This window comes from Leyella stercorea, from assembly GCF_021531655.1.
Genome location: NZ_JADYUF010000002.1, coordinates 1 through 24,660 on the forward strand (window position 1 = coordinate 1; position 24,660 = coordinate 24,660).

The window sequence follows — 24,660 nt, forward strand, 5'->3', positions numbered from 1 at the left end:
TCACGGTCAATTCATGATAATTCGTGACTAAAACACCTCCAACATTCGTGGGATTCGTGAAATTCGTGGTGAAATAAACAACACGAATCGCACGAATCACACGAATTATCCCCACCTAAATTCACGGTCAATTCATGATAATTCGTGACTAAAACACCTCCAACATTCGTGGGATTCGTGAAATTCGTGGTGAAGCAAACACAACACTCATTAGTCTTTCTGTCTCCAGATGCCCATCACCTTGTTCCTGACGACAAGCACATTGGTGGCTGACACCACTACAAGCAAAGCCATGCCTACAGCCAGCGTGCCCCACATGGAGCCTTCGTCTACCTCCGGGAACAACGTCATCAGAACATCCATATAGTAGGAACGGGCAGCCACGAGCAGGGCGAAGGCTACAGCCAGGACTACGAAGTTGAGAACTATGGTGAGCACCTGGTAGGGCATTGCCACACGCTGCGGACTGTAGCCTATGAGCAGCAGGTTTTCGAGCTTGGTGGTGTTCTTCTGCACGAGCAGATAGATGCTGAGCATGAGGATATAGATGCTCAGGGCTGAAATGACAAGTCCTACAACCACTACTATGCTGACCAGAAGCTTCAGGAAGTAGACTATCTTCTCGGCATCCATATTGTTGTCAGCCATATCGTAGCCATGACTCTCCATAAACTCCGACACCCGGGTATCGGTAGGGTTGTCCACCTCCACAATGAGGCGCGTGGCGCTGTTGTCAGTATCGTTGGAGTATTCACGGTTGCTCCACTCCATGAAAGTCTGCGGCACCAGGATGGAGTTAAGTCTTGACGAGAATCCTATCACCCTGCCCTTGAAGCGTGCGTCCTTGCCGTTGCCGTGAACGAGGAGCGTGAACTCCACCATTCCGACGAGTCCTTCGCTTATCTTGGGCAACGAATGGCTCTGGGCAAAGCCGAAGTTGTACATCGTAATGTACGAACGGGGCAATATGATAGGCACGGTAGCATCGCCCGGGGTGTACTTCCACTTGCCGAGCGGAACGTCGACAAAACGATCGGGCACGCTCTCAAGAAAAAGTTCGGAATTGAGGATGTTCACGCCCTGCACGCCCATCGATGCCTCCACCTTATAGTTGGCAGACACAAACTGCCCCACCCCACTTACAAACTTCTGCGACTTGATTTCTGAGATGTCCGAATTGCTGAACGTATTGGTGCGTCCGGTCAACGTGCTCGCCGTTCCGATGTTCTTGTTGATGATGATATAGTTGTTCTTCATGAAGCTGTCGTCTCCCGTGAACACGGGCAACACATCATTATAGAACTGGAAGCCGAACAAGATGATGAGCGCTCCAAGCATATTGGCAAGCGAAAAACCTACAAACTGCCCTATGCTGATGTGCTGTCTGAGTAATTTCCAAACAAGATTCATAGCCTATATATTTTCTCGTAATCCAAATCTATGTGTTTTCCAATACTTGTCATCACGACTCCGGCTCCCTGCTTGCGGGCTTCCTCCATGACGATCTGTCCCATCACCCGGGCGTTGTCATCGTCAAGATGGCTTATGGGTTCGTCAAGAACAATGAAGTCGTAGGGCTGCACCAGGGCACGCATCAGAGCCACACGTTGCTGCTGACCGAACGACATCTCGCCTACAAGCGACTGCTTCTTGTCGGCTATGCCGAGGCGCTCAAACCATGCGTCGATGGTCGTGCTGTCGGCAAACGACGTGAGACGGTTCTTTATCTCCACATTCTCCCACGCCGTAAGCTCGGGAAAGAGGCGCAACTCCTGAAACAGCAGACTGACGTGACGCATGCGCACCCTCACCCAGTCGGCTGTCTTATATCCTCGCACATCGTCGTCGCCAAACATGATGCTGCCGGTATAGTCGTGACGATAACCCAGCAGATAGCTGCAGAACGTGCTCTTGCCCATACCGCTTGCAGCCTCAACAAGATACAGATGTCCCTTCTCAAAAACGGCATCGCTCTTCCAGATGTCTGAGTCCATATCGGCTCTGTCCGAGAAGACATGGGGCAGTACATCCTTGAATACAATTCTTTTCATCGACTATTTATTTTTTGAACTTCATTACACAAACAACGGCTTTCACATTATTTATTATTGGCTTCAGCATGCCAGACATACTGCCTGCCGCCATGCCGTTGCCTACGAGGGCCTTTACATTCAACACCATAGCCATACGCTCGCCTTGTATCATGCGGCTTACGTCGGCTGGTATAGGATTGGCAGGCTTCAGCAGATGCTGTACCTGAGCTGGCGACACGCCCGATGTGCCATAGAACACATCGCCCTGCAATCCGAACGAGAAACCCGTATCGCCACTCCTGTATGTCCAATGCCCGTCGGAGCCCGTGATGCTGCATCCCGGCTGGCACGACTGCTTCCAGTAGTCGACATCGGCTGTCCACACGGGATTGTCCACACGGGCAAGCATCGTCATACCGGGATTGTCGGGCGACATGCCCGAGAAGGCGAACGCTATGTCGCCGTCTACGCTACGCATGATATTGTCGAAGTCGACGGCTGTATTGAGTCCCATGAGTACAGCCTGCAGGGAGCGGTCGGACTGAAGGAGGGGCAAGAAATCCTTGCCATTGACATTGGCAAAGAGTGCAAAGAGCTGGCTCTGCGACATGCAATTCTTGAAATCGCCCTTGATAGGCCGCAAGACGCTATGCGACTTATGCAGTTCACGGTCGACCGACTTCTGGAACGAGAAGTTCTCACAGTCAATACGCATTATGCCATCCTTGACATCCACTCCTGCGGCTACCGCCACCTGCGAAGCGTCGGCTCCCTTTGGGGCACCCAGCATAAACGGAGCAGCCAGCTTCTCGGGCAGGGCTTGCACCTGTGCCACAAGCGCCACACGGCTGCCGATGCTGTCAAGTCTTGAATACATGGGACGGGCCAATATGCTCGCGTCCTCGTCCTGCTTGAGCATGCGCACAAGGCTGCGCTGGGCGTCGGGCAAGGCTGCGGCACTCACAGGACCGAGCACAAGCAACGCGTTGTCGTCGAATCCTACAGCCCACGAATTGTTTATGTCGGCAAGACGGTAGTCACCCTGCCTGCGCACTTCCGACGTTGCAGCCTTCTTCATAATCTCAAGCAGCCGGTCGGAATCCTTCACCTTGGCACACATGCCCAGGTTGCCGTCTATCGTCTCAAATGCATAAATGTCACGGCTCAAATCCAGCGCCTCGGCTGCTTTGTCGCCAAAGGGCAGCAAAGAGAGCACCTTGTCCGATTGGGCTACTACCGCCCCGTCAATCCTCATTACTGCCGTGGCAGACGCGGGTATAGAACGCACATAATCGTTGTTGCGACATGAAGCCAGGCAAAGGGCACATACCATAATAAGCCACACGGCTTTCAGGTCAATAAATCTTGTTTTCATAAGTATCGTTATTATAATCTCTACGTCAGCTGTCGTCCTCTACGCCAGCTGACGTCGTTTTTACAGCTTGCGTTTTGTGAGGTTTGCCATCATAACGGCACTCAGTCCGGCAGTCTCCGTACGCAGACGGCTCTTGCCGAGGCTTATAGGCTCATAGCCATGGGTCATGGCAAGTCGCACCTCGTCTATCGAGAAGTCGCCTTCAGGACCTACAAGCATCGTCACGGGTTCATCGGGATTGAGAGTCTGAAGGGTTGCAAACAGATCCTCGCGCTCTATCTCGGCATAGCAATGGGCTATGAACTTGCGTCCATCACGTGGACGTGCCACGAAATCGGCAAACGGATCCATCTCGCCCACCATCGGCTTGTGAGCCTTATGGCTTTGCTTCATTGCCGACACGACGATGCGCTCCACACGGTCGGTACGCAACGTCTTTCGCTCGGAGAACTTGCAGTCGAGAAAGTCAAGCTCGTCAAATCCTATTTCCGTAGCCTTTTCTGCCATCCACTCTATGCGGTCCATCATCTTGGTCGGGGCTACGGCAAGCGTGATGCGTCCGTTCCACTCGCGCTCGCATGGCAGTTGCTCAAGGATGTTGTACATACAATGCTTGCCCGATGCCATACTCACCTCGGCGTCAAAGAGTCCGCCCTCGCCGTCGGCAAGTATCATACGGTCGCCACTCTGCAGACGAAGCACACGCACGGCATGCTTGGCTTCCTCCTCGGGCAATTCGCCGGCATTAGCAGCATTGGGTACATAAAAATATCTTACTTCTTTCATAGTTTCATACTTTATTTTCATAGTTTTCATAATGGCCATGCCGTCAATCTGGCACAGCAAAACCGTGCAAAGTTACTATCTTTTTCATAAATACAATAATATTGAATAAAAAACTTGTTTAAGTCAGAAAAAAAGAGTACCTTTGCAAGGTTTTTGGGCACATTTGTCCAAAACGCGCAACTTTTATAAAAGCCGTAGAAAGTTTAAGGTATACAAGATGAGACAACTTAAGATTCAAAAAAGTATTACAAACCGTTCGAGTGAAGCACTTGATAAATACCTCGTTGAGATTGGACGCGCCCCTCTTATTTCCATCGATGAGGAAATTGAACTGGCACAGAAGATCAAGAAAGGTGGTGCGGAAGGTGAGCGTGCTAAAGACAAACTTGTCACAGCCAACTTGCGATTTGTAGTATCCGTAGCAAAACAGTACCAGCATCAGGGTTTGACATTGACCGACCTCATTGACGAAGGTAATATCGGCCTCATTAAAGCTGCACAGAAGTTTGATGAGACGCGCGGATTCAAATTCATCTCGTATGCTGTATGGTGGATTCGCCAGAGCATATTGCAGGCCATCGCAGAGCAGAGCCGTATCGTACGTCTGCCACTCAATCAGGTCGGTTCGCTCAACAAGATCAATCACGAGATAAACAAGTTTGAGCAGGAGAACCAGCGTCATCCTTCGGTTTCGGAGCTTTCGGACGCTACCAAGATTGACGAGGAGAAGATTGGCCAGAGCCTCATGGCAGACGGACACCACCTCAGTATCGACGCTCCTTTCCAGGATGGCGAGGACAACTGTATGCTCGACGTAATGCCAAGTGGCGACGACAGCCGTACCGACCGCCAGGTCGACCATGAGTCAATGGCTCTTGAGCTCAATTCTGTACTCAACAAGGTGCTCAAGGACCGCGAGATTACCATCATTCGCGAGTGCTTCGGCATAGGATGCCACGAGAAGGGTCTTGAAGAGATTGGCGACCAGCTCGGTCTCACACGCGAGCGTGTACGCCAGATACGCGAGAAGAGTATTGCCAAGCTGCGCGATAGCGGCAACGCAAAGATTCTCATGAAATATTTAGGCTAAATTTTAATTGTTCAAGTAAGCGGCGGACAGTTAGCTTCCGAACTGGCTGTCACTTACGATAAAAGCACCATTGGAAAAGAAAACCATGTTTTCAATTCCGATGGTGCTTGTTTTTTTATTCCTGCATTATCACTTTCTCGAAGTCGCCTACCCCATACTTGTCGAGCAGATTCTTGTCCTCGGCAAAGGCTGTGGCAAGACATTCGCCCTTATTGTCGGCTCCCATGGCTGAGGCGTATCGTCCGAACATCTGGCTGGCTTCGCCATTCTTATGGAGCAACCATTTGGCGTAGCCACAATTGAGCAGGTCGTCAGCCACGCCCGAACCGTCAGCCACAAGGACGTCGTAAATCCGCTCCGCCTCGTCGGGCTTATGGTTCATCAGGTGTCCCCATGCTATTGCACGCTTTACGTTGCGGTCGGAGTCGTTCTCGTAATCAAGCCGATACAGGCGGTTCATTCCCTCGCTTACTTTGCCACTATCAATCAACGCCAGACTCATATATATCGTCAACCGCTTGGAAATACATCCAACGGCTTCCAATCGGTTGCAGATGGCTGTCACGTCGTCGTATCTGCGCAACATGAATGCGGCTTCTGCCAATCCCGCCATAGCCTGCTCGCGCTTCTCGTTTTTTGCAACCACGCGCGAAAACAATTCATACGACGCATCATAGCAACCCGTCTTCAAGTAGGCATTACCAAGAAGCAGGGAAATATCGGCACTTTCGGCTCCCGACCTTACGACAGCCTCGGCAAGTACCTTTACCGCCTCATACTGACGCCATCTGAAGAGCAGACGCCCTATCTCAACAGCCTCGTGCGCCATACTTTTGGCAAGCGACGCATTCGCTATAAAAAGACAGTCGGCAACTCCATCCTTTGCCGTCTTACCGAACGGGTTGCGGAAATCATTATGATTGGGAAACAACTTGAAGAAGCGATACAAGTCCTGCAGATACATTCTACGCATATAGGCAGGCGAATCTGTTTCGGCAGTCATATTCTCGGGCAAAGAAGCGTTTCCTCCCTTCAGCATCTCCTGAGCGTCGGCAGGCAGACGGTCGAATATGGAAGCTATAGCAAACACAAACGAATACTTGTCGGAATCGCAAAACGGACCACGCCCCACCATTTGCTTTATAGCCGGAGCGTTTTCGCCCTTTAAGGCATTGGTCACGTCGGGATGATCGGCATAGAAAGGCGCAAACCAGTTGCTTATCTCGCTGAAAAAGGCAAAACGCTTCATGTGCGAGAAGCCCCCAAAATATATGTCGCTACCCTTACGTTGCATCTCCATCATCTTGCTCATCTTCTCTTCTATCTCAGCCATATTGCTGTCGGCATCGTCGTTGCCTAATATTTCGTCAATCGACGAGTCTTCACAACCGTCCGACTCCATACGCCAATTCTTCAATCGGCTGTTCTTGACAAATGTCGGGATAATGTCGGTCTGTATCTCGCGGCTGTCGGCCTCGGTACGCTCACAATACAACATCTGTATCTGAACCTCCATCAGTTCACGACGCACCTGGTCAGACGAACTCAGACGATGCAAAGCCTCTCCAACGTTGGGAAACAAGCAGACTACTCCTTCGTCGGGCATTGCAAGCACAATACCCACTATGGCACGCTGGCGCAACGCCACATCATCGCTTTGCTCATATACAGCAACAAGCGTCAGCCACTTGTTCACATCAAACACTACAAGCAAAGCCATGGTCAAGGCGCTCACTATAAGCTGGGCGTCCGTATGGTCGATTACGGGCGAAAGGAGCAAGGATTTGTAGGCTTCAGCCGACTCTTCTGTCCATTGTCCCATAACAAGCAGACTATTGAACAAGCCTTCCATATAGCGTTGATGATTGGCATAAAGCTTGGCAAGAGAGGTTTCGCGCGTCTCTCCACTCTGCAACGAACACATAGCCACATCCTGCACAAACGATTCCAACTCTCCGAGTACAGCCTCCTGCCGAATACGACGGCTGGTGGCTATGTTCTGGGCTTGCACCAAAGTACGACGCTTGCGCATCACCGAAGCAAGACGCACGGTATTGTACAGTCTATAAGTACGCTTCAGCATACGGTCGTAGATACGGGCAGCCTTAGGGTCGCACATGTCGCTCAAGAAGCAGTTGGCCATAAGACCATATTCCGACTCCAGGCGTTCGAGTTCTTCCTCGCCTTCGACAATAGCCAGTTCGTCCATACGCTGGCGCAGCATACGCAAGGCGCGAGGCACATTACGCTCTGCAAGAATCGTGTCGTTGATAGTTGAAGCCATAAAAAATCATCGTTTGTCGGTAGCCACAGCGTCTATGTCCTTCAGGCGTGGCTTGTTGATATGTTCAAATCGTGTCTTGGGCAAAGCCTTCACATAACGCTCGTCAAGCTTATAATACTTGTTCAGCAATTCGTAATAATGCGGAATTCCATATTTATTCAACGAATCGCAAGCAGCATTATACGCCTTCTTGAAGAGTTCGATTTGCGCCTTGCGACGCTTGTCCTTCATGGCATCATCGCGGAAAGCCATCACGCCCAGCTTCAAACCCTTCTTCTGGCTATCGTATATTGATGCGTGACCGTTCAGACGTGCCACAGTAGCCTGAGGCTCGGCAAGCCACATCGCATCCATCTCGTTGTTGAGCAACATAGCCTGACGCACAAACACGTCATTCACCTGAATTCGGAACACCACCGACGAGGTCTTCACGCCTTCGAGTGCAGCATCGGTAAGAAAGTCGGTAGCCGAATATCTTGTCATAGCCACCATCTTATCGCCAAGCTGGTCGAGCTTCTTTATTCTCGCCTTGCGATTGGTGAACAGATACCAATTTATATTGGTTGCCGAAACATACTGCAACGGAGTTCCTTCGCGCTTCAACCGTTCGGTACGCACAAGGTCGCTTACCATTCCCTCGACGCTACGCCCGGCAATAGCCGTATCACAATCCATTTGTGCCGTAAAATAGCGCAAGCGCAAGTCGAGCCTTGCCGTGTCGTACAGCACACGTTCCTTAGCCACATATATGGGTAAACAGTCGAGCGTTGGCACGACAGCAATTTTCAAAGCAAGCGAATCTTGTCTATGCAGCCGTGCACGTTCAGCACGCGACAAGCGTTTCTGCTCATCGTAAGATTTTCCACACGATATGGCCAATGCCGCAAATATAATGCAAATAAAAAAGCTTTTCATATTCATAAAGCAAAAGTAATAATAAATTTTTGTAACGACGAAAAATATTAGTACTTTTGTAGTATTGCGACAAAAAGTCAAAAAAAACAGACATCAGCACATGGCAAAAACAAAAACAGTATATGTCTGCAGCAACTGCGGACAGGAGTCGACAAAGTGGATAGGAAAATGTCCAAGTTGCGGTCAATGGAACACTTTCAAGGAGATGCACATCGGCACGTCATCGCAAGACAACACTTCGGGCAGCCTGTTCAGCCACAGCCATTCGGCTACTGGCAAAAGCCGACCTGTAAAATTAAGCGACATTCCCTCGCACGACGACCCACGCATCGACATGCACGACAACGAGCTGAACAGAGTTCTCGGAGGCGGACTTGTTGCCGGCAGCATAGTTCTGCTTGGAGGCGAGCCTGGCATAGGCAAGAGTACGCTCACATTGCAAACCGTACTCAATATTCCCGACAAGACAATATTATATGTCAGCGGCGAGGAGAGCGCCCATCAGCTCAAGATGCGAGCCGAACGACTCTTGGCTGGCAATACGTCTGTGTCGTCCGATGCCAACAACATCAATATTCTGTGTGAGACTTCGCTACAAAGAATATTCGAGTATGCCGAAGAAATCAAGCCGCAGATTGTAGTCATCGACTCTATTCAGACAATTGCTACTGAGGACGTTGACAGCAGTCCGGGCAGCATTACTCAGGTACGCGAGTGTGCTGCGTCGCTATTGCGCTTTGCCAAGACTACGGGCACTCCTGTTGTTCTGATTGGCCATATCAATAAGGAAGGCACGCTCGCCGGACCGAAGATTCTGGAGCATATTGTCGATACGGTAATACAGTTTGAAGGCGACCAGCATTATATGTACCGCATTCTGCGCTCTATAAAGAACCGATTTGGCAGCACATCCGAACTTGGCATATACGAGATGCGACAGAGTGGATTGCGCCAGGTGAGCAATCCTTCCGAACTGCTACTATCACAAGACCATGAAGGTCTGTCGGGCGTAGCCATCAGTTCAACCATTGAGGGCGTGCGTCCTTTCCTCGTAGAGACCCAGGCTCTCGTATCGTCGGCTGCATACGGCACTCCGCAACGCTCGGCAACAGGATTTGACGCTCGCCGACTCAATATGCTTCTCGCCGTTCTTGAGAAACGTGTCGGATTCAAGCTCACCCAGAAAGACGTATTCGTAAACATAGCCGGAGGTCTGCGCGTAACCGACCTTGCTATGGACTTAAGCGTAATAGCCGCCGTATTGTCGAGCAATGTTGATACTGCTATCGAACCCGGCTGGTGTATGGCAGGCGAAGTGGGTCTAAGTGGTGAGGTTCGCCCCATCAACCGCATCGAACAACGCATTAGCGAGGCAGAAAAGCTTGGATTTACCGACATCATACTACCCAAGCACAACATTTCGGGACTCGACACAAGCAAATATCACATCAAGATACATGCAGTACGCAAGGTGGAGGAAGCCCTGCGCGAACTGTTCGGATAAACATGACATATTACAAACGATAAAATAACAATTAAAAAAATGAAAAACTCAGTAATAATAGTAAGCGGAGGTATGGACAGCATCACCCTGCTCTACGACCACAAAGACGAAATAGCACTCGGAATATCGTTCGACTACGGCAGCAATCATAATGCACGCGAAATACCTTACGCAAAGATGCATTGCGAACGACTCGGAATCAAGCACATAACTATCAACCTCGACTTTATGCACCAGTATTTCAAGTCGAGTCTGCTTGACGGAGCCGATGCCATACCCGAAGGACACTATGCCGACGACAACATGAAGTCGACTGTCGTACCCTTCCGCAATGGTATAATGCTTTCTATAGCCATAGGCATAGCCGAGAGCAATGGTCTAGACCAGGTGTTCATAGCCAATCACGGAGGCGACCATACCATCTACCCCGACTGCCGTCCGGAGTTCATCAACGCCATCGACTCTGCAGCCAATGCCGGCACATTCAATAATGTGCGCGTAGTGGCTCCTTACACCAAAATCACCAAAAGCGACATAGCCAGACGTGGCAAGGAATTGGGGTTGGACTATACCGAAACATGGAGCTGCTACAAAGGTGGCGAGAAGCATTGTGGCAAGTGCGGCACATGTGTTGAACGCAAGGAAGCCCTAAGAGATGCCGGCATAGACGACAATACCGAATACGAAGAATAAGCCACATACAAAATTGTCGCCTTTTTCTTCGCTTTATATTCAAAAATTTAGTAAATTTGCGCTCAAGTATTGCGCATTATACAAATATGAAGCAATAAGAAGGACAGATTATTTCTAACTTTTAAATAAACACATAACAGAAATGAAAATCGAAGATTTCAACTTTGCCGGTAAAAAGGCAATCGTACGCGTTGACTTCAACGTACCATTGGACGAGAACGGAAATGTAACTGACGATACCCGTATCCGCGGTGCCCTTCCTACATTGAAGAAGGTACTTGCTGACGGCGGTGCCCTCATCATGATGAGCCATATGGGCAAGCCGAAGGGCAAGGTAAACATGAAGCTCTCTTTGAGCCAGATTGTTCCTAACGTTTCTGCTGCTCTTGGTGTCGAGGTTAAGTTCGCTAAGGACTGTGGCAACGCTTCTGAGGAGGCTGCTGCCTTGAAGCCGGGTGAGGCTCTGCTTCTTGAGAACCTCCGCTTCTATCCTGAGGAGGAAGGCAAGCCTGTAGGCGTAGAGAAGGGTACTCCTGAGTTCGATGCTGCCAAGAAAGAGATGAAGGGTCGTCAGCAGGAGTTCGCTAAGAAGCTTGCTTCTTACGCTGACTGCTACGTAATGGACGCCTTCGGTACAGCTCACCGCAAGCACGCTTCTACAGCTGTTATCGACGAATACTTCGACAAGGATCACAAGATGCTCGGCTACCTCATGGAGAAAGAGGTTAATGCTGTTGACGCAGTTCTCGGCAACATCAAGCGTCCGTTCACAGCCATCATGGGTGGTTCTAAGGTATCTACAAAGATCGGTATCATCGAGAACCTCCTCACAAAGGTTGACAACCTCATCCTCTGCGGTGGTATGACTTACACATTCTCTAAGGCTCTCGGCGGACAGATTGGTATGTCTATCTGCGAGGACGACAAGCTCGACGTAGCTCTCGACGTAATCAAGAAGGCTAAGGAGAACGGCGTAAACCTCGTACTCGGTACAGACTCTATCTGTGGCGACGACTTCAAGAACGACTGCAATACACAGGTTTGCCCGTCAAACGCTATTCCTGAGGGTTGGGAAGGCATGGACGCAGGTCCTGAGACACGCAAGGCTTTTGCTGCAGCTATCAAGGGCGCTAAGACTATCCTCTGGAACGGTCCTGCTGGCGTATTCGAGTTCGACAACTTCGCCGGTGGTTCTAAGGCTATTGCCGACGCTATTGCTGAAGCAACCAAGGAGGGCGCATTCTCACTTATCGGTGGTGGCGACTCTGTAGCTTGCATCAACAAGTTCGGTTTGGCTGACCAGGTTTCTTACATCTCTACTGGTGGTGGTGCTCTGCTCGAGGCTATCGAGGGCAAGGTACTTCCGGGTGTAGCAGCTATCGAGGCTTAATATATATAAGGTGTGCCAGCGTTGGCACACCTTAATAAAAAATTAAGGGCACAGCAGGATTTTTCCTACTGTGCCCTTTTTATTTGCAGTTGATTCTTATACGATTACATACCCTGGTTGATTGTGCGCGAAAGCACATCAAGCTGCTGCTCACGTGTAAGCTTAACGAAGTTTACAGCATATCCGCTGACACGGATTGTAAGCTGCGGATACTTCTCAGGATGATCCATTGCGTCGAGCAGGAGATTGCGGTCGAACACGTTCACATTAATGTGCTGTCCACCAGTCGGAGTAAAGTATCCGTCGAGCAACGAAACGAGGTTCTGAGCGCGCATATCCTCAGTCTTGCCCAATGCCGAAGGAGCAATAGCAAATGTGTATGAGATACCGTCGCGTGAATGCTGGAACGGAAGCTTAGCTACCGAAGCCAAAGCAGCCACAGCACCCTTAACGTCACGAGCGTTCATCGGGTTGGCACCCGGAGCGAATGGTACGCCCTTCTCACGACCGTCAGGTGTAGCACCTGTGTTACGGCCATAAACAACGTTCGATGTAATGGTGAGCAAGCTCTGTGTCGGCACAGCATCACGATAAGTACGATGCTGACGCAGATACTCCATAAACTTCTCTGTCAATGAGACAGCAATATTGTCGGTCTCTTCGAAGTTGTTACCGAACGGAACATACTCGCCCTCCTCTATCTTATAGTCAACAGCCAGACCAGTCTCGTCGCGAACGATGCGGATGCGGCAGTTCTTCATAGCAGCAATTGAGTCGGCTACAATCGACAATCCGGCAATACCAGTAGCACGTGTGCGCTCTACGTCACCATCGTGCAAAGCCATCTCGAATGCCTCATAGTCATACTTGTCGTGCATGTAGTGGATAATCTTCAGCGCATTGACATAAGTCTTGGCAAGCCATCTCATCATCTGCTCAAACTTAGGCATGAACTCCTCATAAGTCAGATAGTCGCCTGTGATAGGAGCAAAGCGAGGAGCAATCTGCTCGCCCGACATCTCGTCACGTCCACCATTGATAGCATAGAGCATACACTTGGCAAGGTTGGCACGAGCGCCAAAGAACTGCATCTGCTTACCTATCTTCATAGGTGACACACAGCAAGCAATACCGTAGTCATCGCCAAGGTCGGCACGCATCAGGTCGTCGTTTTCATACTGAATGGCGCTTGTATCGATGCTCACCTTAGCACAATACTTCTTCCATGACTCAGGCAGACGCTCGCTCCAGAGTACAGTAAGGTTTGGCTCGGGCGACGGTCCCATATTATATAAGGTGTGGAGGAAACGATAGTCTGTCTTTGTCACCATCGAACGTCCGTCAATACCCATACCACCAATAGAAGCAGTAGCCCAAATCGGGTCGCCTGAGAAGAGGTCGTTGTATTCAGGAGTACGGAGGAAACGAACGATACGAAGCTTCATAATCATCTGGTCGATAAGCTCCTGTGCCTCTTCCTCTGTGATAACGCCATTCTTCAAGTCGCGCTGGATATAGATGTCGAGGAAAGCGCAAACACGTCCCAAAGACATGGCAGCACCGTCCTGGTCCTTTACAGCACCAAGATAACCGAAGTAAGTCCACTGAACAGCCTCACGTGCGTTCTGAGCCGGACGAGTCACGTCAAATCCGTAAGCAGCACACATACGCTCAAACTGCTTGAGAGCCTGGATCTGCTCCGAAACCTCCTCGCGATGACGTACTATCTCCTCGGTAAACTCCTGAATGTCGATACGCTTGAAGTAACGCTTCTTCTCCTCAATAAGATTAGCAGTACCGTAGAGAGCTATACGACGATAGTCGCCGATGATACGTCCACGACCGTAAGCGTCAGGCAGACCTGTAATGATGTGAGCATGACGTGCAGCCTTGATATCATCGTTGTATGCAGAGAATACGCCTTCGTTGTGAGTCTTGCGATATTTTGTGAAGATAGTCTTTGTAGCAGGGTCAAGATCATAGCCATACGACTTAAGAGCCTTCTCTACCATACGGATACCGCCCTTAGGGAAGATACCGCGCTTCAATGGCACATCAGTCTGCAAACCTACAACAACCTCACTCTCACGGTCGATGTAACCGGCACCGTAAGTATCAATGCTCTGCGGAAGAGTGGTCTCGGCATCATAAACGCCCTTCTCACGCTCTACCTCAAACATCTTTGACAAGACGTCCCACAGATGAGTGGTACGCTCAGTCGGACCAGCGAGGAAAGACTCGTCACCGTCATATGCCTCATAATTAGATTGAATAAAGTCACGTACATCAATTTCGCGCTTCCAATTGGAACCTTTGAAATTGTTTTGCAAATTTTGAAAAATCATAATTTGTAGTTTAAATTGTGTAATGAATAATATCCACTTGCAAAATTAAGATTTTTTCCTTATACCCACAAGAATCAAACCTAATAAGGTGACAAAATCATAATTTATTAGTACTAAATCAGAGCCATTTAGCCACAACCACAAAATTATACGCCAAATTTACCCCATTTTCAAAACTTTTTGTAACTTTGCCGTCCAATAGAATAGAAACTCCGAAATATAGAACAAATGGAATATATGTCACAAGAGTGCTACGACAAACTCGTAGCCGAACTTCGCCATATGGAACAGGTAGAACTGCCACAAGTGCGCGATGCCATAGCCGAGGCCCGCGACAAGGGCGACTTGAGCGAGAACTTCGAATATCATGCAGCCAAGCGTGAGCAAAGCCGTCTGCTGGGACGCATCAGCTACAAGCAGAAAGTACTTGAGAATGCTCGCGTCATCGACAAGACACGCCTTAATGCCGACGTAGTAGGTATATTAAGTAAGGTAAAGATAACCAACCTCAACAACAACCGCAGCATGTCGTATACCATCGTGAGCGCATCAGAGGCCAACTTGTCAGAAGGCAAGATTTCCATAAAATCACCTATCGCCCAGGCATTGCTCAACAAAAAACCTGAAGATATAGTAGAGGTACGCGTACCGGCAGGCATATTACGACTGAGAATTGACAGTATTGAGCTGTAAATACACATAAAAGATGTTAAACATTTCTCAAACCCACAGGCAATGTTTGTCATCTAACTAAAAATCAGTACCTTTGCACCCGCAATTTTGCAAATAGTAATTATATTTTAATTTTTAACAACAATGAATCGATACGAAACCGTTTTCATTTTGACTCCCGTTTTGTCTGATGAACAGATGAAGGAAGCGGTCGCAAAGTTCAAGAAGCTCCTCACCGACAACGGTGCAGAGATTGTGAACGAGGAGACCTGGGGACTCAAGAAGATGGCTTATGCTATTCAGAAGAAGTCAACAGGATTCTATTGCCTGCTCGAGTTCAAGGCTGAGCCTACAATCGTTAAAACTCTCGAAACTGGCTATCGCCGCGACGAGAAAGTTATTCGTCACATGACAGTTAAGCTCGACAAGTATGCTGCACAGTATGCTGAGAAGAGACGTAACAAATTCGCAAACAAGGAGGCTTAAATTATGACAGCAGTAGAATCAGAAATTCGCTATTTGACTCCACCTTCAGTGGACACACGCAAGAAGAAGTATTGCCGTTTCAAGAAGAGCGGTATCAAGTACATCGACTATAAGGATCCTGAGTTCCTCAAGAAGTTCTTGAACGAGCAGGGCAAGATTCTTCCCCGTCGTATCACAGGTACATCTTTGAAGTATCAGCGTCGCGTAGCACAGGCTGTTAAGCGTGCTCGCCAGATTGCTTTGCTTCCTTACGTAACCGATTTGATGAAATAATTATTAAGGAGGACAAGCAATGGAAATCATACTTAAAGAAGATATTATCGGACTGGGTTACAAGAACGACATCGTTAATGTAAAGAGTGGTTACGGTCGTAACTACCTCATCCCCCAGGGCAAGGGTGTAATCGCATCTGAATCAGCAAAGAAGGTTCTCGCCGAGAACTTGAAGCAGCAGGCTCACAAGCTCGCAGCTATCAAGGCTGAGGCTGAGAAGAAGGCTGAGCAGCTCAATGGCGTAGAGCTCGTTATCGCCGCTAAGGTAAGTGCTACAGGTGCTACTTACGGTTCAGTTAACGCTGCTATCGTTGCTGAGGAGCTGAAGAACAAGGGCATCGAGGTTGATCGCAAGATCATCACAATGCGCGACATCAAGCACGTTGGCGACTTCGAGGCTACAATCCACTTCCACAAGGAGGTTGAGGTTAAGATTCCCGTTAAGGTTGTAGCAGAGAACGCTGCTGTAGAGGCTCCCGCTGAGGAGGCTCCTAAGGCAGAGGCTGCACAGACAGAGGAGACAGCTGAGTAATATTTCACAGCAAACCCAATAATTGCATAGGAGATAAACGCTTATCATAAGTGTTTATCTCCTATTTTCGTAATATACCTTATATGCTCATGCCGAGCATACCAAAAAAGAAGGAGGAAAGCAGCAATGCTCTCCTCCTTCTTTATGTATTATTATTTCTTGATTATTTCTCGAAATAACGCTTGTACAATCCCATGAAGCCAGCGCAATGACGAGCCTCGTCCTTTGCCATCTCATGAACTGTGTCGTGTGTAGCATCCATACCAGCAGCCTTAGCATTCTTGGCAATACGGAACTTATCCTCGCATGCGCCACGCTCAGCAGCAATACGAGCCTCAAGATTGCTCTTTGTATCCTTCAATACATCGCCCAGCAGTTCAGCAAACTTGCTTGCGTGCTCAGCCTCCTCAAAAGCGTAACGCTTGAAAGCCTCAGCAATTTCTGGATAACCCTCACGGTCAGCCTGACGGCTCATAGCCAGATACATACCAACCTCACCACACTCACCATTGAAGTGAGTCTCAAGGTCCTTAATCATCTCAGCAGTTGCATCCTCCATACGTGCAGCACCGAGAGTGTGAACAGTAGCAAAAGCCGGACCGTCCATTGGGTCTTCCATTTCCTTGAACTTGCTAGCCGGAGCCTTGCAAACCGGGCACTTCTCAGGAGCCTCTGTACCTTCATGAATATAACCACATACTGTGCAAATAAATTTCTTTTTCATAATATTATTGTTTAAAAGTTTATAAATCAGTTCTCTTTCTTTTCCTTCATACATTCGCAACAAATACCCTTGTAATACAGCTGCACGTCATCAACCGAATGTATCCCCACCGTCTTGCACGACAACAATGGCGAAACCTCATCAAAGATATCGTACACCTTTCTACATTGCTTACAGTAGAAGTGAGCGTGTGCATTGACATTACCGTCATAGCACACTCTATGCTCATCTATTGTAATCATCTGAGCCGCATTATGCTCCGACAGCAGTCTGAGCGTGTTATATACTGTAGTGCGACTAAGAGTAGGCATCTTGCCACACAAGCCACGATAGACATCGTCAACCGTAGGATGAGTATAGTGCGTTAGCAAATAATGCATTATCGCTATACGCTGTACAGAGGGCTTGACGCCACACTCTGACAAACGGGCTATTGCTTCTTTTGAATTCATATTATTATTATCTTCACTTGCAAAGATACAACAATATCTTAAACAAACAAAGAAAATTTGTAATTTTTACAAGTTTTAGTTAGTTATAGACTAACATTAACCTTTATACGCACCATCTTTCGCCTCAAATATCACACTTGGCTCTATTACCTCTATCGTGTGCCATGCTCCTTTCGGTATTTGGCATCCATAAATACCCTGAGTCGGGCAGATATGAATACGTTTCTTCTCCCGATACTCTACCTTGCGTACTATGTCCTGAGCATCCATACCACGCTCTACCCCATCCGACGAAGCCTTACCATATGTCACAACCTCCTCATATATCACTTCGTCCTATTTTCCACACAAGCAGACAACAGTCTCTGTCGTGTCTTCATGACGATGGATAGGCACAACAGTTCCAGGCAACATAGCAATCAACATACGCTGACTATTATCAGCTGAAGACGTGCGCAAATCGAAACTTTGACGCAATCTTGGATTCATTGTGGCTTGCTCAAAGAACTTACCTAACAATTCTTTATTTATTTCCATCATTAGTGTCCCGTTAAAATCGGGACCAGTTAAATATTAATCAAATAACCCCAGAAAGAGGGGACAACCGAATTCTTTGACATTATTGAAATCAGACCTTTCGAAGAGATCAACGGGTGGTGTCTTATCCATAAGAGAAATGCTTAGAATCTGAAGAACCTCATAAGTTGATCGCTTAAGTTGCAAATCATGTTGCACGATAGCAACAAGGCAACAGGCTATGATTGCCGATGAGATTTGGATTCTCACAGCATTCTCTGTAGTACCCCAAAACTTCTTGATCTTGAGGTGCTGCTTTAGCCATTTGAAGAACTTATGAGAAGTATACCGTTATGAGAAGTCAATATATTTTCGAAGACATAAATCTGCTGATTTCTTGAAAAATACATTCTCAACTTGTCATAATTACTTCTCATAATATTATATTATAGGTGAAAGGCATATGCCCTAACTTAATATAATCATTATGCAAGAAGTAAATATTCAAGACCTCATCAATCGATGTGTCAAGTACTTCCAGAAAAACTGTTACACAAGGAACAGAATCTACAAGTACAAGAGTCTATGGCGTACTGGTATCATCCGTTACATGTCGGAGCTTAACATCGAGTCCTACTCTCCCGATGTCGGAGCTGATTTTATCTCCACCTGTCATTTCAATGGCACCATACGTCCTCAGGAGCGCGAGAAAATACGCAGCGTGCAAGTGTTGGACGATATGCTATTGCTCGGACGCATCCGCAAACGTTGCCTTGCTCCTGTTTATCATGTTTTGGATGGTGCTGTTGGGCAAGAGATGGAAAAACTCATCACCCATCTTGCAAATCTCCGCAGGAGTGAGACTACCATCAAGGGCTACCGACTTTATCTCAGTGAGTTTCTTACCCACCTGAATGCCTCTGGGGTTAAGTCTGTGCGTGAGATTGCAGACAAGCATATCCTTACTTTCGTATCCTCCCACCCGACCAACAAGGTAAGTGTCGTGTCTGCATTACGTGTTCTGTTTCACTTCTGGAAAGAGGGCTTGATACCGTGAAAAAATGAATACGTATGCGTTGACCGATGATAACGTTATCGTTGGCGGATGATAACGTTATCGTTGGCGGATGAATACGTTATCATTTTTAAGTAACTTGAATTTTACTTTATTTTCCATTTGCTACTGATTTTTTGTTCAGCAGCAAAGTTAATATCTACTTCTTAGTGAACAATATGGAGAAATAGACGGTTACTCCTAAAAAATCAAGACAATGAAAAGAAATCGTAATCCAACAAACAAGTCTGTAATGAAGCGTTATGCTACGCTTGATTCTTCGATCGGTTCTCGATCGGTTCTCGATTGCTTCTCGATAGCTCTTCGTTCGGTTCTCGTTCGTTCTTCGATCGATTCTCGTTCATCCTTCGTTCATCCTTCGTTCATCCTCCGTTCATCCTCCGTTCGGGCTTCGTTCGGGAATCGTTCGGGAATCGTTCGGGAATCGAAGAACAATCGAAGATGTATCGAAGGTATATCGGAGGTATATCGGAGGCAAAACGGAGGACAGACGAAGATGCATCGAATGACTAAAGGGAAACCAACAGTATGGCAACCTGTACTTTTGCTTGCTCAGGCTATGGCGAGGACGCCATAGTCTCCTATGGTTTGCGTTAGAGGCAATTTGGAATTTTGAGTTTTGAATTTTGAGTTGTTCGCTGCTTTGCATGCGATTTTGAATTATTCAATTTTGAATTTAACACTTAACATTAACCAAAGTAATTCGTGGATAATTCTTGGTAATTCGTGACTCAAGCATCTTTACTCATTGCTTACTATGTCGAGCAGTTCGCGGTCTATTTCTACTGTTGCTCCGGAGATGTATCTGATTTCGCAGCCTATGACTGCCGTCGTCCCCTGTAGTAGTGGACGTAACTTTTTGACCAGTTTTGTTGTTCTGCATCGTATGAAACACGTTCGTTTTCGATGTTGAAATCAGTATCTATTGGCGGGAAATGCCTATAGAATGAGCAAAGTTACTAATTTTTAATTAATATATAGTGTTTTATTGCAATTGATTTGCGCTTATAGGGCGAAGTTGTGCTTCGACTTGGCAAAAATCACCATTTACCAACTTTTTGTTGTAACTTTGCATTATAAGAAATTATAAGAACTATGGCAAAGATAAAAATCGAAACACAGAAGGGCGACATCGTTGTGCGCCTTTATGACGAGACTCCAAAACATCGTGACAATATGCTTAAGCTGATTGGCGAGGGCTACTATGACGGCACTTTGTTTCATCGTGTGATTAAGGACTTCATGATTCAGGGTGGCGACCCTGAATCGAAAGGTGCGCCTGCCGGCAAGCATCTCGGTGCTGGCGGTCCTGACTATACTATTGAGGCTGAAATAAAGCCAGACCTATTCCACAAGCGCGGCGCTTTGTGTGCTGCACGTCTTGGCGACGAGGTGAATCCGAACAAGGAATCGAGCGGCAGCCAGTTTTACATTGTATGGGGAGATGTTTACAAGACTGCCCAACTGAAACAGATGGAGAAGCAGATGAAGCAGAACCAGGAGATCACCACATTCAACGACCTCGTGACTTATCACAAGGACAAGATTATGGAAATGAGACGCTATCGCGACCGTGCGGGTCTGCAAGAACTGCAGGACAGTCTGCAGAAGGAGGCTAAGGAAATCTGCAAACAGCAGCCTGTAGGATTCACGGAGGAGCAGATGAATGCCTACACTACGGTAGGTGGCACTCCTTTCCTCGACAGAGAGTATACTGTGTTTGGCGAGGTGGAAAGCGGTATGGACATCGTTGAGCAAATAATAAACGTGGATACCGACCCTGCCGACCGTCCCAAAGAAGACATCGTAATAAATAAGGTTACTGTAGTAGAATAAAGCGCGATAATTGTCACGAATTATCATGAACTGACCACGAATTATGGAAAGAAGTACTTATGAAACAATTCAAGGATAATTCGTGATGATTCGTGACAAAAAAATTATTGACTACAAAACAAAGAGAAATGATTTCAAAAGACTGCATAGAATCGGCTTTTTGCTTCTTTCATCAGAAGTGGCGCGTGTATATGTACAGCAACGACATGCGGCAGAAGGACGACATAGAATACTCCATAGCTTCGTATGTGGAGTCGATGAACCGTCAGCTGTACGAAAAGATAGCAGACGGAAAGAACGACTTCCTGACCGACCATACATCTTTTGCTACAGACATGCAGGCAGCCATAAGCCGACTTGACGCAATGGCTGCCGAAGCAGAATAACCATAACGGCTAAAAACAACTTACAGCTTATGAATACCGCACATAAAGCACTCACAGTATACAAAGCCAGCGCTGGTAGTGGCAAAACATTTACACTATCAGTAGAGTACATCAAACTGCTTATCAACGACCCTACAAGTTTCAGGTCTACGCTTGCCGTGACATTCACCAACAAGGCTACGGAGGAGATGAAAACACGTATACTGAGTCAGTTGTATGGCATATGGAAACGACTGCCTGACTCGAAAAGCTATATTGAGAAGATAAAGACTGACATGGACGTCACGGAGGAGTTCATGGCTGAACGTGCGGGTATGGCCCTACACAATATAGTGAACAACTACAGCTACTTCCTTATCGAGACTATCGACTCGTTCTTTCAGAGTGTATTGCGCAACCTGGCTCGCGAACTGGACCTTACTGCCAACCTGCGCGTGGAACTGAACGACTACCAGATTGAACGTAATGCCGTTGACAATCTGATAGACAATCTTTCGGAGGACGACCAGCTCCTGGCATGGATTATGGACTATATACACGAGAATATGCAGGACGACAAGAACTGGAACGTGATAGGACAGATAAAGAAGTTCGGCGAGAACATATTCCGTGAATTCTATAAGACCAACAGCAAACTGCTTAACGAGAAATTGCTTGAGGAGGGATTCTTCAAGCAATACACTTCGAAATTGCGCAAACTGCGCAATGAGGCTGAGGCGGAGATTGTGAACGAGGCTGAACTGTTCTTCGACATTCTGAACAACAACGGCATTGACATTCAAGACCTTAGCTACGGCAAAAGCGGACCTGCAGGATATTTCGTCAAGATACAATCGGGTGTGTACGACGAGAGTCTGATAACCAGTAGGGTGAAGACTGCCATAGACAATGGCAATGGCGACGGATGGGTGAAGAAGACTGCCGATGCTGAACTGAAAGCCATTGCTTCGTCCAAGCTGGCGCCTGCCCTGATAAACGCCGAAAACACAAGAAGCCGCAACTGGCCTATATACCAATCGGCTGTGCTCACATTGCGCCACCTTAACCAGTTGCGACTGCTCAACAGCATAGAAAACAAGGTGAGAGACATGAACCAGGAAGCCAACCGGTTTCTGCTGAGCGACACACATACCCTACTCCACTCACTTATAAAAGACAGCGACTCGCCATTCATATTCGAGAAGATAGGTACACGACTCAACAACATCATGATTGACGAATTCCAGGACACGAGTACCGTACAATGGCAAAACTTCAAGGTGCTGCTTGAGGAGTGCATGAGCCACAGTAGCGAACAAGGCAATCTCATTGTGGGCGACGTGAAGCAGAGCATATACAGGTGGCGGTCGGGCGACTGGCGCATGCTTAACAATATTGAGCAGGAGTTTCACACAATGAGAAACATGCTGAACGTGAAGAGCCTTGACACCAACTACCGCTCGTCGAGACGTGTCATAAACTTCAACAACGCTTTCTTCACACAGGCTGCCGAAATAGAATACAAAGACCTTACGGCTGACTATGACAACCAGGAAGAGAAAACGGACAACGCTGCCGGACAACTGAAGAAGGCATACTCGGACGTGGAGCAGAACGTGCCGGAATTCAGAAAGCAGACGGGATATGTGAGTATTGAGATGCTGCCACAGGAGGACTATCTCGAACAGACACTACAGAAGACCGCCGATGCTGTAAAGCAACTGCTGGAAGCCGGAGCTGAGTGTTCGGACATAGCAATAATAGTACGTTCGAACGGCACCATACAGCAGCTGGCTGAATACTTTGCCGAGGTGATGCCAGAGGTGAGGATTGTGTCGGACGAGGCTTTCAGACTGGATAGTGCCGACTCGGTGAACATTATAGTCAATGCCATGCATTGCCTCACACACAACAACGACAAGATTGCAAAGACATACATAGCCAAGGCATACCAGACAAGGGTGTTGGGCAAGGACAACGAACTGGTGGACAGACTGCTGGCTACCGATGAAGGCGTGAACGAAGCTTTGCCGAAAGAGTTTGCCGACAACGCCCCCGACCTGCTGGCTATGCCTCTATACGAACTGGCTGAGAAGCTGTATGACATGTTCAGCCTGAAGAAGATAGAGGGAGAAGACGCATATATGTATGCCTTCTACGACTGCCTCACCGACTATCTGAAGAACAATACTGCCGACATAGACAAGTTTGTGGAGGAATGGGACGACAGCATCTGCTCGAAGACCATTCAGGTGAATGCCACACATGGCATCAGACTCATAACAATACACAAGAGCAAGGGTCTGGAATTTGAAAACGTGATAATACCATTCTGCGACTGGAGCATAGAGAAGACCAACACTATATGGTGCTCGCCTAAGGTGGCACCTTTCAACGAACTGCCACTCGTACCTGTTGACTTTAACGCCAAACAGATGAAGGGCACAATATTCGAGGACGACTACAACGACGAGCATCTGCAAAACTGTGTAGACAACCTCAACTTGCTGTATGTGGCTTTCACGCGAGCCTCACAAAGCCTGTATGTGATAGCACGCAGGGGCAATGCCAACCAAAGGTCGTACACCATAGAAGAAGCTATAGTGAATATGAATCTGGAAGGAGGCGAACTTGAAGGCGACCCGAGCGACAAGAAGAGCAATATAAGATATACTTACGGCATGCTGGAGACTGCCGACAAGAAGACAAAGGCACTCTCGGACAACATATTCATGCCACAGGTGAGCAACAAGAACGTGAGAATGGAGACGTACGAGAACCATACCGACTTCAGACAAAGCAACAAGAGCCGGGAGTTTGTGTGCGACGAGGACGACAGCAACAGCGAGGAGAAGCAAAGACTGGCGTATATAAAGACAGGACGAGTGTTGCACCACCTGTTTGCCACTATAAACACGGCTGACGACATAGAACCGAGTCTGCAGAAGCTGGAGATTGAGGGACTGATAGAAGACAGCAACACCACCTGCGACAGCTTGCGCAAGATGCTACACAAGCGTCTGGAGAACAAGCAGGTAGCCGACTGGTTCTCGGGACGCTGGGAACTGTTTAACGAATGTACCATTCTCGACTACGATGAAGCTACGGATACGGTAAGGGAGCACAGACCCGACCGTGTGATGAAGGATGGCGACAAGGTAGTGATAGTAGACTTCAAATTCGGTGCCTACCGTCCGGAATATACCGACCAGGTGAGACGCTACATAGCACTAACCAAGGGTATGGGATATAAGGACGTAAGAGGATATCTGTGGTTTGTATATACTAACAACATTGAAGAGGTGAAAGAATAA

Annotated in this window: 21 protein-coding genes and 2 pseudogenes; 12 read left to right on the forward strand and 11 right to left on the reverse strand. The window is 47.8% G+C overall.

Annotated elements, in window-relative coordinates; translation table 11 throughout:
- Positions 1-210: 210 nt before the first annotated feature.
- Genes I6E49_RS00865 through I6E49_RS00880 form a run of 4 tightly spaced genes read right to left on the reverse strand, consistent with a single transcriptional unit; the run spans position 211 to position 4,194 of the window.
- Entirely contained in the window at positions 211-1,410 is a 1,200-nt protein-coding gene (locus tag I6E49_RS00865) for an ABC transporter permease (protein ID WP_235399960.1), read from the reverse strand.
- Positions 1,407-2,051, reverse strand: coding sequence for an ATP-binding cassette domain-containing protein (locus tag I6E49_RS00870; protein ID WP_235399961.1), 645 nt, complete (start codon positions 2,049-2,051; stop codon positions 1,407-1,409). The genes I6E49_RS00865 and I6E49_RS00870 overlap by 4 nt, the downstream gene beginning before the upstream one ends.
- Positions 2,052-2,058: 7 nt before the next feature.
- On the reverse strand, positions 2,059-3,408 hold the full coding sequence (locus tag I6E49_RS00875; protein ID WP_235399962.1) for a DUF4836 family protein: 1,350 nt from the start codon (positions 3,406-3,408) through the stop codon (positions 2,059-2,061).
- A 60-nt stretch (positions 3,409-3,468) separates the two neighbouring features.
- Positions 3,469-4,194 carry a 16S rRNA (uracil(1498)-N(3))-methyltransferase gene (locus I6E49_RS00880; protein WP_235399963.1) on the reverse strand — a complete coding sequence of 242 codons (726 nt, stop codon included), beginning with the start codon at positions 4,192-4,194 and terminating at the stop codon, positions 3,469-3,471.
- A 217-nt stretch (positions 4,195-4,411) separates the two neighbouring features.
- On the opposite strand from I6E49_RS00880, the gene I6E49_RS00885 reads away from it, so the two are divergent.
- A complete protein-coding gene (locus I6E49_RS00885; protein ID WP_235393934.1) occupies positions 4,412-5,284 on the forward strand; it encodes a sigma-70 family RNA polymerase sigma factor in 873 nt (290 codons plus the stop codon).
- A gap of 115 nt (positions 5,285-5,399) precedes the next feature.
- Here the strand turns inward: I6E49_RS00885 and I6E49_RS00890 are convergent, their stop codons facing one another.
- Positions 5,400-7,568 (reverse strand): tetratricopeptide repeat protein, encoded by a 2,169-nt coding sequence (locus tag I6E49_RS00890; RefSeq protein WP_235399964.1) that lies wholly within the window; start codon positions 7,566-7,568, stop codon positions 5,400-5,402.
- 6 nt (positions 7,569-7,574) lie between these two features.
- Positions 7,575-8,483 carry an ABC transporter substrate-binding protein gene (locus I6E49_RS00895; RefSeq protein ID WP_235399965.1) on the reverse strand — a complete coding sequence of 303 codons (909 nt, stop codon included), beginning with the start codon at positions 8,481-8,483 and terminating at the stop codon, positions 7,575-7,577.
- Between the two features lie 100 nt (positions 8,484-8,583).
- Here I6E49_RS00895 and radA point away from each other — a divergent pair, with 100 nt between their 5' ends.
- From radA to I6E49_RS00910, 3 genes are all read left to right on the forward strand, one after another.
- Positions 8,584-9,987, forward strand: coding sequence for a DNA repair protein RadA (radA, locus tag I6E49_RS00900; protein ID WP_235399966.1), 1,404 nt, complete (start codon positions 8,584-8,586; stop codon positions 9,985-9,987).
- A gap of 39 nt (positions 9,988-10,026) precedes the next feature.
- Complete coding sequence (queC, locus tag I6E49_RS00905; protein WP_235399967.1) at positions 10,027-10,680, forward strand: 7-cyano-7-deazaguanine synthase QueC; 654 nt, start codon at positions 10,027-10,029, stop codon at positions 10,678-10,680.
- A 142-nt stretch (positions 10,681-10,822) separates the two neighbouring features.
- On the forward strand, positions 10,823-12,070 hold the full coding sequence (locus tag I6E49_RS00910) for a phosphoglycerate kinase (protein WP_235399968.1): 1,248 nt from the start codon (positions 10,823-10,825) through the stop codon (positions 12,068-12,070).
- Positions 12,071-12,174: 104 nt separating this feature from the next.
- Here the strand turns inward: I6E49_RS00910 and pflB are convergent, their stop codons facing one another.
- Complete coding sequence (gene pflB, locus I6E49_RS00915; RefSeq protein WP_235399969.1) at positions 12,175-14,415, reverse strand: formate C-acetyltransferase; 2,241 nt, start codon at positions 14,413-14,415, stop codon at positions 12,175-12,177.
- A 228-nt stretch (positions 14,416-14,643) separates the two neighbouring features.
- Here pflB and greA point away from each other — a divergent pair, with 228 nt between their 5' ends.
- The 4 genes from greA to rplI all read left to right on the forward strand — a co-directional run bounded on the left by greA (position 14,644) and on the right by rplI (position 16,378).
- Positions 14,644-15,108, forward strand: coding sequence for a transcription elongation factor GreA (greA, locus tag I6E49_RS00920; protein WP_235399970.1), 465 nt, complete (start codon positions 14,644-14,646; stop codon positions 15,106-15,108).
- A 123-nt stretch (positions 15,109-15,231) separates the two neighbouring features.
- Complete coding sequence (gene rpsF, locus I6E49_RS00925) at positions 15,232-15,573, forward strand: 30S ribosomal protein S6 (protein ID WP_106812245.1); 342 nt, start codon at positions 15,232-15,234, stop codon at positions 15,571-15,573.
- A 3-nt stretch (positions 15,574-15,576) separates the two neighbouring features.
- Positions 15,577-15,846, forward strand: a complete 270-nt coding sequence (rpsR, locus tag I6E49_RS00930; protein ID WP_235399971.1) for a 30S ribosomal protein S18 — start codon at positions 15,577-15,579, stop codon at positions 15,844-15,846.
- 19 nt (positions 15,847-15,865) lie between these two features.
- A complete protein-coding gene (gene rplI / locus I6E49_RS00935) occupies positions 15,866-16,378 on the forward strand; it encodes a 50S ribosomal protein L9 (RefSeq protein WP_235399972.1) in 513 nt (170 codons plus the stop codon).
- A 163-nt stretch (positions 16,379-16,541) separates the two neighbouring features.
- On the opposite strand, the gene I6E49_RS00940 is transcribed toward rplI, so the two are convergent.
- The 4 genes and pseudogenes from I6E49_RS00940 to I6E49_RS00955 all read right to left on the reverse strand — a co-directional run.
- Positions 16,542-17,102 (reverse strand): NADH peroxidase, encoded by a 561-nt coding sequence (locus I6E49_RS00940; RefSeq protein WP_235399973.1) that lies wholly within the window; start codon positions 17,100-17,102, stop codon positions 16,542-16,544.
- A 26-nt stretch (positions 17,103-17,128) separates the two neighbouring features.
- Positions 17,129-17,554: a Fur family transcriptional regulator gene (locus I6E49_RS00945; protein WP_235399974.1), complete on the reverse strand. Its 426-nt coding sequence runs from the start codon at positions 17,552-17,554 to the stop codon at positions 17,129-17,131.
- A gap of 96 nt (positions 17,555-17,650) precedes the next feature.
- A pseudogene (locus I6E49_RS00950) lies at positions 17,651-18,091 on the reverse strand (WbuC family cupin fold metalloprotein).
- Between the two features lie 36 nt (positions 18,092-18,127).
- Positions 18,128-18,421, reverse strand: a pseudogene (locus I6E49_RS00955) (IS4 family transposase); the annotation flags it as partial.
- 136 nt (positions 18,422-18,557) lie between these two features.
- On the opposite strand from I6E49_RS00955, the gene I6E49_RS00960 reads away from it, so the two are divergent.
- From I6E49_RS00960 to I6E49_RS00975, 4 genes are all read left to right on the forward strand, one after another.
- Positions 18,558-19,127 carry a hypothetical protein gene (locus tag I6E49_RS00960; RefSeq protein ID WP_235399975.1) on the forward strand — a complete coding sequence of 190 codons (570 nt, stop codon included), beginning with the start codon at positions 18,558-18,560 and terminating at the stop codon, positions 19,125-19,127.
- Positions 19,128-20,240: 1,113 nt separating this feature from the next.
- The gene (locus I6E49_RS00965; protein ID WP_235399976.1) at positions 20,241-20,981 is read left to right on the forward strand and encodes a peptidylprolyl isomerase; all 741 of its coding nucleotides are present in this window, start codon (positions 20,241-20,243) and stop codon (positions 20,979-20,981) included.
- Between the two features lie 128 nt (positions 20,982-21,109).
- The gene (locus I6E49_RS00970) at positions 21,110-21,367 is read left to right on the forward strand and encodes a hypothetical protein (RefSeq protein ID WP_235399977.1); all 258 of its coding nucleotides are present in this window, start codon (positions 21,110-21,112) and stop codon (positions 21,365-21,367) included.
- A 29-nt stretch (positions 21,368-21,396) separates the two neighbouring features.
- Positions 21,397-24,660 (forward strand): UvrD-helicase domain-containing protein, encoded by a 3,264-nt coding sequence (locus I6E49_RS00975; RefSeq protein WP_235399978.1) that lies wholly within the window; start codon positions 21,397-21,399, stop codon positions 24,658-24,660.